At 49.5% G+C, this 10,841-nt stretch carries 8 protein-coding genes; 5 read left to right on the forward strand and 3 right to left on the reverse strand.

The annotated features are described in order from the left end of the window. On the forward strand, nt 1-1,469 hold a 1,469-nt coding region (locus H6F80_RS02370; protein ID WP_190790010.1), incomplete at its 5' end, for a hybrid sensor histidine kinase/response regulator. Nucleotides 1,470-1,672: 203 nt separating this feature from the next. Further along, nucleotides 1,673-3,070 carry a hypothetical protein gene (locus tag H6F80_RS02375; RefSeq protein ID WP_190790011.1) on the forward strand — a complete coding sequence of 466 codons (1,398 nt, stop codon included), beginning with the start codon at nt 1,673-1,675 and terminating at the stop codon, nt 3,068-3,070. Nucleotides 3,071-3,235: 165 nt separating this feature from the next. On the opposite strand, the gene H6F80_RS02380 is transcribed toward H6F80_RS02375, so the two are convergent. The 3 genes from H6F80_RS02380 to H6F80_RS02390 all read right to left on the reverse strand — a co-directional run bounded on the left by H6F80_RS02380 (nt 3,236) and on the right by H6F80_RS02390 (nt 6,250). Then, complete coding sequence (locus tag H6F80_RS02380; RefSeq protein ID WP_190790012.1) at nt 3,236-3,934, reverse strand: phosphatase PAP2 family protein; 699 nt, start codon at nt 3,932-3,934, stop codon at nt 3,236-3,238. A 135-nt stretch (nt 3,935-4,069) separates the two neighbouring features. Next, the gene (locus H6F80_RS02385; RefSeq protein WP_190790013.1) at nt 4,070-4,933 is read right to left on the reverse strand and encodes an SDR family oxidoreductase; all 864 of its coding nucleotides are present in this window, start codon (nt 4,931-4,933) and stop codon (nt 4,070-4,072) included. A 270-nt stretch (nt 4,934-5,203) separates the two neighbouring features. Further along, complete coding sequence (locus H6F80_RS02390) at nt 5,204-6,250, reverse strand: hemerythrin domain-containing protein (protein WP_190790014.1); 1,047 nt, start codon at nt 6,248-6,250, stop codon at nt 5,204-5,206. Between the two features lie 387 nt (nt 6,251-6,637). On the opposite strand from H6F80_RS02390, the gene H6F80_RS02395 reads away from it, so the two are divergent. The 3 genes from H6F80_RS02395 to H6F80_RS02405 all read left to right on the forward strand — a co-directional run bounded on the left by H6F80_RS02395 (nt 6,638) and on the right by H6F80_RS02405 (nt 10,453). After that, the gene (locus H6F80_RS02395; RefSeq protein WP_190790015.1) at nt 6,638-6,835 is read left to right on the forward strand and encodes a chlorophyll a/b-binding protein; all 198 of its coding nucleotides are present in this window, start codon (nt 6,638-6,640) and stop codon (nt 6,833-6,835) included. Nucleotides 6,836-7,322: 487 nt separating this feature from the next. Then, nucleotides 7,323-8,447, forward strand: coding sequence for a saccharopine dehydrogenase family protein (locus H6F80_RS02400; RefSeq protein WP_190790016.1), 1,125 nt, complete (start codon nt 7,323-7,325; stop codon nt 8,445-8,447). Between the two features lie 299 nt (nt 8,448-8,746). After that, nucleotides 8,747-10,453: an ABC-F family ATP-binding cassette domain-containing protein gene (locus H6F80_RS02405; protein ID WP_190790017.1), complete on the forward strand. Its 1,707-nt coding sequence runs from the start codon at nt 8,747-8,749 to the stop codon at nt 10,451-10,453. Nucleotides 10,454-10,841: the final 388 nt, after the last annotated feature.

Genomic DNA, 10,841 nt, shown 5'->3' on the forward strand with positions numbered 1-10,841 from the left:
GCTGGCTAGCAGCCCCTCTGATTTGCAGAAATGGTAAAAATCTCGGTCTGATTCAGCTTTCCGATAAGTATGAAGGAGAATTTACCGCAGCCGACGAAGATATTTTGATGCAGCTTGCTCAAATGGCATCGGTAGCGATCGAAAACTCACACCTCTACGCCGCCGAGCAAACTGCCCGCACCCAGGCAGAAGCCGCCAACCGGATCAAAGACGAATTCCTCGCCGTGCTGTCTCACGAACTGCGATCGCCCCTCAACCCGATTCTGGGCTGGTCAAAACTCCTGCGCGAACAGCGGCTCGATCAAACCGCAACCGATCGCGCCCTTGAAATTATCGAACGCAACGCCAAACTGCAAACCCAGCTGATCGAAGACCTGCTCGATGTCTCCCGGATTCTGCGCGGCAGGCTCAGCCTGAATGTGAGCCAGGTGAATTTAAATGAAACGATCGAAGTGGCGATCGAAACCGTGCGCCTTGCCGCCGAAGCAAAATCAATCCAAATTCAAACCCATCTCCTTCCAATAGCTGCCTGTGTTTCAGGGGATCCAAACCGCTTGCAGCAAGTGATCTGGAACTTGCTCTCAAACGCTGTCAAGTTCACGCCGAATGGCGGCAGGATCCAGGTCACGCTAGAGCAGGTGGAAAGTAAGCATCGGGAAATGAGGAAAGGGAAAGATAGAGAGCTGGAGAACCGTGCAGCGAGTACAGCAGCAGACACAACCTCCTCTGACTCCTCTCTACCCTGCCAGTCCGCCATTCCCACCCTCGCCCAAATCACCGTCACCGATACCGGAAAAGGCATCCACCCCCACTTTCTTCCCCATGTGTTTGACTATTTCCGGCAGGAAGACGGAGCAACCACGCGCAAATTTGGCGGCTTGGGCTTGGGGCTGGCGATTGTGCGGCATTTGGTGGAACTCCACGGCGGAACCGTGAAAGCAACCAGCGAAGGCGAGGGAAAAGGCACAACGTTTATCGTCACACTGCCCCTGTTGAGAAGTCTGGGCGATCGGGAAATAGATGGGGACAGCAGAACATCAGGATGGGGAGCAAATCATCTTCCCACCCCCGCACCGCCTCATCTCCTCACTGGACTGCGCGTTCTGGTCGTGGACGATGACAACGATACCCGTGACCTCATTGCCTTTACCCTCAAGCGATCGGGGGCGGTTCCAATTGCGGTTAGCTCAGCAAAAGCAGCAATTCAGGCGATCGCTCGATCGGAATTTGATTTGCTGATTAGCGACATCGGAATGCCCGAAATAGATGGCTATACCCTGATGCGCCAGATTCGATCGCTCGTGCTTAAAAATGGTTTTTTGCCTGCGATCGCTCTCACTGCCTACGCTAGCGAACTCGACCAGCAGCAGGCACTTGCTGTTGGGTTTGCTCGCCATTTAGTGAAGCCCGTTGACCCGGATGAGCTAGTGAGGGCGATCGAGAGCGTGGTGAGGAGAGTGGGTAATTAGGTCAGCAGGTGCGCTAAGGAAAGGGGGTAATACTCCAGAACGATGCCTGATCGAGCATGAGGATTAACGATCGAAGCTGAAGGTCAGACCGTGGTGCAAATTCGCACCGATTTTCGCGCCGTCTGATGCAGACCTAATACAAGTCTGATGCAGCCTGATGCAGGTCTGATGTAAGCAGTTGAGTACCGTTATTCCAAGCGACTATGGTTAAATTTAAGCCTGATTTTGAACGCCGTCATCCTCGCACCGCGCTGATTATTGCGATCGTTGCTCTGATTAATTTGGGGCTAGTCTTTTTTGATCTGACTTACTTTAATCTGCGTCCAGTGTACAGGCAATATTTACCTGATATTACTCAGATTTATGATCCGGTAAAGGGGGTTGAGGTTCATCCTGAAACTCAGTATTACCAGATGCAGGTCGATCGCCTGAAGGGCCAGTTTGCCGAATACGAGTTGCAGTCACCTCAAGTGGAAGACTCGCTGCAGGAACTGCGAATCCTGAGCCAGCAGTTAACGACAGCCTTTGCTGCGCCCCGTGGAGAAGAAGTACTGGCAACAGTGCAGCAGAATATGCGGACGAGAACAGGGCAACCCTTTACCCGCGATGCTTTTGATCAATTCTGGAGTTCTGCATATCTCGAACAGCAGGGATGGCAGCAGGAACTCGCATTTTGGGATGCTCAGATTCAGCCATTTTTTCAGACAAACTATTACCGCAGAGTCAACTCCTGGGGCGCAGCGATCGATTATTTCTGGCTGATTGATCTGCCGTTTGTTTTGATTTTTGCGGTTGATATGCTGATGCGAATTCTCCTGATTCGTCGTCGTAATCCCGATTTAACCTGGATCGATGTGGTACTGCGTGAATGGTATGACTTGCTGTTACTGCTTCCGTTTTGGCGGTGGCTGCGGGTCATTCCGGTTGCTCTGCGCCTGTATCTAGTCGATATACTCGATCTGGAACCAATCCGGGTACAGGTACAGCGAGATACGATCGTCACCGTCGGAGCCGATTTAGCCGGAATTGTGGGAATTCAAATTATTGACCAGATGAAAGAGTCCCTGCGCGAGGGTAATCCGATCGAATGGCTATCGTCTGCTTTACCCGATCAGGACTCCTCAACAAACGGGATTAATCCCCAGGAAATGGTTGCTATTACGGATCAGCTTTATGACACCAGCGTGCATCACATCCTGCCCCGCATTCAGCCCGACATCGAGGAGCTGGTCCAGCATAGCCTGACCAGAACTTTGGAACAAATGACCGTGTATTCCCAGCTTCATCACATGCCGGGAGTGGGACGAATCTTGACTCAAGTGGTGCAGCAGTTGTCTAACTCAATAGTGCAGGGAATTTATCAGAGTCTGAGGGGCGCACTCTCGGATTCAGAAGGCAAGGAAATTACTGATCGCCTACAGCACAATTTACGGAAAGCGATCGCCGAAGAATTTGATCAGGACAAAACCTTGCAGGAAGTTCAGTCCAGACTGCTCGATGTGCTGGAAGAATTTAAGTCGAAATATGTGCGGGCACTGGCAGAAGCGGGCGGAGAGAAGCTCGCCGAACGAACCGAAGTCCTGCATCGACAAGTGAGCTAAATAAGCAAGATGAACAAGTGAGCTAAAGCAATATCCTCAGTCCGAGTTGCGAGCGCACCTGCATTGTTAGCGGCGTTGTTAGCGAAAAGTCCCCTGAATTCTTTGATTCCAGGGGCTTTCAGCTTGTGTTGCTTTCTAAATCTCAAACTCCGATCGCTATCGCCATCAAACCACAAGCGGTTGCTTTAACCGCAGCATCACCACGCAAATCATCAGCCACAAAAATCCCATTCCCCAGCCGCCGACAACATCCGTCACCCAATGCACCCCCAGATACAGCCGACTAAAGCCGATCGCCCCAGTTAGCACGGCTGCGATTCCATAAAACCAGCCTGCTCTTTTTGGAAAGTGCCTTGCAAGCAGAAATGCGATCATGCCGTATAGCACCATTGACCCCAGCGCATGACCGCTCGGAAAACTGTAAGACGTTTCAGTGATTAGCCGCATCCACAACGCCGGACGGGGATTTTTGAAAAAGAGCTTCAGCGCGTTTTTGAGAATAAATGCACCGATATTGGCAATCAGAAAAATCTGTGCTTCCTGTCGCTGTCGCTTGAGCCAGAGCGTTAAAAAAACAGTAAGGAGAATTGGCACAACGATCGGCCAACTTCCCAGATGGGTAATCGCCAGCATCAGGCGATCGAGCGTCGGATTTGTAAACTGATGCAGCCAGTTTAAAAAAGCAGTGTTAAACGCAAAGTTTTCGCGCTCTAGGATTTCGTCGCTAAGATAGGCAACTAGCCACAGCACCGATAAGCAGCTAATCAAGCCCACCATGCCGATCGCCGCAATCAAACTGGCAAGGCTAGGATAAATTCGCCGTAGCCAGAAATGTTTGATCGATCGAAGAACGTCCTGAAACATTAAAGGGAAAACCTGAGCCGAGAAAGCATAATCCCCCTACCAACGTTGGCAGAGGGTTTGGAAGAAGTGTGAATCCATTGCCCACAAAAGAGTAGGTTTCATGGATCAATCGGGCACTTCGGATTACGGTAACAATTAGCCGTTCACCACTGCGCCCCCGTTCGGGTGCAGAATTTGACCTGACATGTAGGACGAGTCATCGGATGCCAGGAACACATAGCAGGGCGCGATTTCTTCGGGCTGTCCGGCGCGCTGCATCGGAGCCTGCTTGCCAAACTGTGCCACCTTGTCTTCGGGGAAAGTTGCAGGGATGAGCGGAGTCCAGATGGGTCCCGGAGCCACACCGTTCACGCGGATGCCTTTCTCAATCAGAGACTTTGACAGCGATCGCGTGAATGCTACGATCGCGCCTTTGGTAGAGGAGTAATCTAGCAGTTCCGGGCTGCCCTGATAAGCAGTCACCGACGTCGTGTTGATAATGGTACTGCCTTCTTTCAGGTGAGGCAAAGCTGCCTTGGTCAGGAAGAACATTCCAAAGATATTCGTGCGGAAGGTGCGCTCAAGCTGGTCTGCGGTAATGTCTTCAATGCTTTTTTGCGGATGCTGTTCAGCGGCGTTGTTCACCAAAATATCCAGATGCCCGAATTCCTGAACCGTTTCAGAAACAGCATCTTTGCAGAAATCTTCCGAACCAATATCACCCGGAATCAAAATACAGCGACGACCTTCCTGCTCAATCATCATTTTGGTTTGCTGGGCATCGTCGTGTTCGTTGAGATAAACGATCGCTACATCTGCACCTTCTCTGGCAAACAGAATTGCAGCAGCACGACCAATCCCGCTATCGCCGCCTGTAATAAGCGCGACTTTATCTAGAAGTTTGTCGCTGCCTTTGTACTTCGAGTCAACAGCTTGGGGCTTAGGCGTCATTTCGGACTCTAAACCGGGCTGCTGGTTTTGATGCTGCGGGGGCTGAAGCTTTTGAGATTCGGGGGACATGATTTAACCTCCTTATCAAATATGAAAAACTTAAGATGTGAAAAACTTAATTTGCATAGCAATCCCCCCTGATATGAATCTGAGGGGGGATAAATCGTTTAACCTGCAATTGAGGTTGTTTGATGAATATTCAATGTCCGATGCCGCCCCTAAATTCCCGAAGGGTGGGGACCTTAAGCTGCTAAGCCTTTCACTTGCAAAAGAAGACTTTTAGGGGCCCAGTTTCCCAGCATTAGGGGGTAGGGAGACGGTTTGGATAATTACATCGAATTACATCGACATCGAAGACTTCATTTCGTCCTGAAGCTGGCTCTTCTTCGCTTTGAACTGAGAACCCAGACGCTCTTGCTCTTCTTTGCCAAAGCTGTCACGCACGGCTGCAAAGAAAGTGCTTTCTTCCTGACGAACGTGATCTTGAACTTCGCTCATGAGCTGACGAATTTCGTTCATGAACTGCTCAGACATCATATCCATCTTCGCCATCTGGTCGAGCTTGGGCAACCAAGAATCTTGCTCGTTGTACAGCTCTTGCAGATCGCTTTCGGGATATTTGCCGCGCACTGCGGGGTATGCGATTTCGTCTTCTGCTAGGGCATGAGCGCGCAGATCTTTGTAGAGCTGACCGAAGTATTCGCGACGCTTCATCGGGTCATTGGTCTGCATGATTTCTGCAAACAGCACGTTCACTTTCTGGTGATCCATGCGGAGGATATCTTGCAGCGTCATGTCAGAGCGATCGGTGTTTTGAGTCAGAACACTTCCTGCAACACCAGACAGCGCAGCAACAGCATCCTGAACCCGTCCCCACAGACCTTGGTCAGCTTCTTTGCCCGTCAGTTCACGAACGCCAACTTTCTCCAGAACGCCCTTGAGCTGTTCCTGGTGAGCGCGGTTTTCAAAGTTGACGGTGTTGAGCGGAGTGATTGCAGCTTCTACGTCTGCACCCACAACTTGGGCACACTTGTGAACCAGCAGACCCATCATAGTGACAGCATGCTTCATCAGTTCGTGATGAGATAGCTTCTCCAGCACAGAGAAGTCAGAACTGTTGTTGATCTGACGACCCATTTCAATCATCTGGAATGAAGATGGTTTGGGGTCAGCTTTCACACCATACTGAACAATAACAGTTTCAATAATGCCTAGGTTCTTCTGATCATCCTGAAGCATACTCCGCAGACGATCGCGAATGTCATCATCAGCAATCTGAGAGATGAACTGCTGCTCGCTTTCCATCAAAAACTTTTGCATCTCTGCCATTTCTGACAGCTTCATGCCAATCGCTTGCCGCTTTGCGTCATCTAATGTCGTCGCCATAATCTTTTGTTCTCCTCTTAAATTGCTTTGGCACAACTCTTTCCTGAAAGTGACACAGGCGATCGAGGAAATTCATCTCTCAGAAGACTGATCGACCTTATAAGCAGGACTGGATCAGTTTTGAATCGATTTTGAATTGGTTTTGAATCAGTTAAGGTGCAACATACATAATGAAATTAAGGGATTTATCACCTGTAAATAGATAGAAATACCACATCAATTTCTGGTTGATAGTCAATTTCAGTTAACAATGAGGTTAATTGAGGCGAATCATGCTCTAAAAACTCGATCGTCGATCTATAACCTCCGAGGGATAGCACAAGTTGCTGCGAAAGCTAAGGTATGAAACATAACGTAACGTTTGTCAGCAACTTAGGAGTCTAACCAATGGAAACTCGTAACGCAACCGATCTACCCCCCGTCGCTAGTGCTTATAACGGTAAAGACCGTAATGCCTTCCTGTTCGGCTGGAATCCCCAAGCAGAACTGTGGAACGGTCGTCTGGCAATGATTGGCTTCGTAGCATACCTGCTTTGGGATCTGGGTGGTTACAGCGTCGTGCGCGACCTGCTTCACCTGCAATAAATCTGTTATTCCCCAAGCGGTTCAATACGGTTAAATAAAACCGTTGACATAAATTCAGTTGGTTAGCCCATTCGAGTAATTTCGTGCAGGAATTGCTTGGACGGCTAGCCAACTTTAGTATATTTGAGGTAACTTATTTGAAATGATTTCTTTCAGATAATTTGCTTGAGATAGCTAATCTAAGATATTTAAATATCATAGTTAAAGCGATCGCCGCTTTAAGCAGCCGCTTTTGTCATCTGCTAGGAAGCGTTTTATTTCGATCGCCCTTTTTTACTTTAGTTTTCTACTTGCCACCCTTTTATGATTGGAAAATAGATCCAAGCTTAATTTTTCAAACTTAACTTTGCGATCGTTTTTCAGCTGATGAAACGCTTTGATTGACTGTATCAAATCTTCACGCTTCGCTCAGGTCAACCTCTTGCCTAAGTTAGAATAGCGACGCAGCAGAACACGCTGTCTTAACAACTTGATACATCAACGCAAGATGACAAAACAAGTTTTAATCGTAGGCGGACGAGGACGGATTGGTAGCAGCGTTGCCGCAGATCTGCTGACCTACACCGATGCAGAAGTCACGATTACAGGACGCACGGCTGATACGGGGCATGTGAGCGATAAACTCGGTGAGCGGGTGCGGTTTCTCGAACTTGACCTTTCGGACGCAGAGCGATTGCGATCGGCGGTGGCAGACAAAGATCTGGTGATTCACTGTGCAGGACCCTTTCGTTACCGGGATGCGATTACGCTTAAAACCTGCATCAGCGAAGGCGTGAACTACCTTGATGTGAGCGACGATCGATCGTTTACCAAAAATGCGTTGAGTCTCTGTGAGGCAGCACAGCAGGCAGGCACAACCGCCGTGATTAACTCTGGCGTGTTTCCCGGTATCTCGAACAGTATGGTGCGGCAGGGCGTCGAACAGCTTGACGAACCGGAAGTGATTCACCTTAGTTATGTAGTCTCCGGGTCGGGCGGCGCAGGCGTCACTGTGATGCGGACAACTTTCCTCGGATTGCAAAATCCATTTCAGGTTTGGGTAGACGGCAGATGGCAGGAAATTAAGCCCTACACTGGACGCGAGATGACTGAGTTTCCCGGTTACGGGCGATCGGGCGTGTACTGGTTTGATATGCCAGAAGCGTTTACCCTGTGCAAGGCATTTCCCGTTAAAACGGTGATCACCAAATTTGGCTCTGTGCCCGACTATTACAATCGCCTCACTTGGATGGCAGCTCACCTGTTTCCGCGCCAACTGATGCGGCAACCATGGATGATCGAATTTTTGTCGAAAACTAGCTACACCATGACTAGCGTGACCGATCGCTGGAGCGGTATTGGCGTGGCAATGCGGGCAGAAGTGCGTGGAAAGCGCAACGGGCAGCCCACCCAGTACGTTTCAACCTTTGCCCACGAAAACACTGCATACGCTTCCGGCTGCGGCACAGGGAGTATTGCTCAGGTGTTGCTATCGGGTGCGCTGCAAAAGCCAGGAGTCTGGACGGTGGAAGAAGCATTGCCGACCCATTTGTTTGAGCAAGGCATGACAGAGCGGAAGTTGACGATCGAGCAGCAGTTTGAGCTGCCTGTTGCGGTCAAACAAACGCTTTAATCTTTTAATCTCTTGAATCTCAAGATTTACAAGGGTGCTGCTCAGTGGTGAGAGCCTCCCTACCCACGCCCACCAAGACCCTGCAGAGACGAAACATCCAACGCACTGCCCGCGGCTATGCCCCACCTGCCCATTTGCCCGCTCGCTTGTTCAAGCATCCTCCTTGTTCAAATATCTTAAGCAGGTAAGTTTGCGTCTGCTTCGAGCCCAAGCTAGCAAGTATTGCTTACGTCACTGAAGCGATAACATTTCTGTTACATTTGATGTGGCGTTTTCCTCATTTCGAGTGGAGTCCTGCAATGCTGCGTCTGGAACACATCTCCAAAATTTATCCGACCGGCGAAGTGCTAAAGGACGTGAACTGGGAAGTAAAACCGGGCGATCGCATCGGTCTGGTGGGCGTGAATGGGGCAGGAAAATCAACCCAGCTCAAAATTATTGCCGGGGAAATCGAACCGACTTCCGGAGAAATCATTCGTCCATCCAGCTTGAAGATTGCTTACCTGACGCAGGAATTTGATGTACAGGTAGACCGCACCGTCCGAGATGAAATGTGGCGGGCATTTCGAGAAGCCAATGACGCCCACGAGGCACTGCAAGCCGTCCAGCACGAGATGCAGTCTGCCAGTCCCACAGAACTTGATCGCCTGATCCACAAGCTCGACAAATTTCAGCGACAGTTTGAGGCACTCGGCGGCTACGGTCTAGAAGCCCAAATCGAGAAGATTCTGCCGGAGCTTGACTTTCAGCTGCAGGACAGCGATCGGCTCGTGGGCGATTTTAGCGGCGGTTGGCAGATGCGAATGAGCTTGGGCAAAATTCTGCTTCAGTCTCCCGATGTGCTGCTGCTGGACGAGCCGACTAACCACCTGGATTTGGAAACGATCGAATGGCTAGAAACTTACCTGAAAGGGTTGGAAACGCCAATGGTGATCGTGTCGCACGACCGGGAATTCCTCGATCGCCTGTGTAATCAGATTGTCGAAACCGAGCGAGGCGTCTCCACAAGCTATCTCGGCAATTACAGCAGTTACCTTCAGCAAAAAGAAGAAATTCAAAACGCCCAGTTCAGCGCATTTGAGCGGCAGCAAAAGGAAATTGAGAAACAGCAGGCATTTGTCGATCGCTTCCGAGCCAGCGCGACCCGCAGCACTCAGGCAAAGAGCCGAGAAAAACAGCTTGAAAAAATTGAGCGAATTGACGCTCCGGTCGGATCTGTAAAAACCTTGCACTTCCGGTTTCCGCCTGCACCCCGCAGCGGACGCGAAGTGGTCATCATCAGGAACCTCACTCATATTTATGAGGACAATATTTTATTTCTGGGGGCAAACCTGCTGCTTGAGCGGGGCGATCGCATTGCAATTCTGGGCCCAAACGGATCGGGTAAATCGACCCTGTTGCGTCTGATTACTGGAAGCGAAGCACCGCTCGAAGGAACGGTCAGTCTAGGTGCGCATCAAGTGATCCCTAGCTATTTCGAGCAAAATCAAGCGGAAGCACTGGATCTGGAAAAGACCGTAATGGATACTATTCACGACGAGGTTCCAGATTGGAAAAACGAAGAAGTTCGGACTTTGTTAGGACGATTTCTCTTTAGCGAAGATACGGTTTTTAAGCCAGTGGCGGCTCTGAGCGGCGGAGAAAAAGCTCGACTTGCCCTTGCAAAAATGCTGCTGCGTCCAGCGAATCTACTCATTCTAGACGAGCCAACAAACCACCTCGATATTCCTGCAAAAGAAACGCTGGAAGAAGCACTCCAGCATTACGATGGAACGGCGATCGTCGTCTCCCACGATCGATATTTCATCTCACAGGTTGCGACCAAAATTGTTGAGATTCGCGACGGAGAATTGCGCCTCTATCCAGGTGACTATCACTACTATTTAGATAAAATTGCCGAAGAAAAAGAAAAAGTGAGACTGGCGGCGATCGAGGCAGAAAAAACAGCGAAAGTAGCTGCTAAACGAGAAAAACAGAAAGAAAAGCAAAAGCGTCGTGTAGGTTAAGATTCTGCTTCGATTTATTTATCGCGTTTCTTTAAGTTGGTCAAGTGCAGATTTAGGGGTGCAGGGGTGAAAGGTCGGGGCTATCAGCGATCGAGTAAGCGTCCTGCCTATCCAAACGGGTAGAGATAGCCAAGACACAATGAATTGAAGCTGCGATCTTGAGTTCACCAAAAAAGCTGCATCGATTGATTAGATATTCTTAGATATTTAATGCAGTAAGGCTTAAGTAATGCTTATCAGACTGACTAATTTAGTGTGCTAAATTCCGCTGTTCATTGTTCTGCTCATCATGTTGTTGATCGCTCACTTTTACTAAAAATTTAAAGTCATCGTGTCTTGAATTTAGCTGACACAATCTGAAAGTCTGAGTGATATCATTGCCACAGAG

The organism is Leptolyngbya sp. FACHB-711, assembly GCF_014695615.1.
Lineage (GTDB): Bacteria > Cyanobacteriota > Cyanobacteriia > Elainellales > Elainellaceae > Leptolyngbya_A.

Bases quoted from the DNA above. Each gene is read 5' to 3' on its own strand.
- H6F80_RS02385 (WP_190790013.1), bottom strand. From the start codon at position 4,933: ATGTCCCCCGAATCTCAAAAGCTTCAGCCCCCGCAGCATCAAAACCAG.
- H6F80_RS02380 (WP_190790012.1), bottom strand. From the start codon at position 3,934: ATGTTTCAGGACGTTCTTCGATCGATCAAACATTTCTGGCTACGGCGA.
- H6F80_RS02405 (WP_190790017.1), top strand. From the start codon at position 8,747: ATGCTGCGTCTGGAACACATCTCCAAAATTTATCCGACCGGCGAAGTG.
- H6F80_RS02400 (WP_190790016.1), top strand. From the start codon at position 7,323: ATGACAAAACAAGTTTTAATCGTAGGCGGACGAGGACGGATTGGTAGC.
- H6F80_RS02390 (WP_190790014.1), bottom strand. From the start codon at position 6,250: ATGGCGACGACATTAGATGACGCAAAGCGGCAAGCGATTGGCATGAAG.
- H6F80_RS02375 (WP_190790011.1), top strand. From the start codon at position 1,673: ATGGTTAAATTTAAGCCTGATTTTGAACGCCGTCATCCTCGCACCGCG.
- H6F80_RS02395 (WP_190790015.1), top strand. From the start codon at position 6,638: ATGGAAACTCGTAACGCAACCGATCTACCCCCCGTCGCTAGTGCTTAT.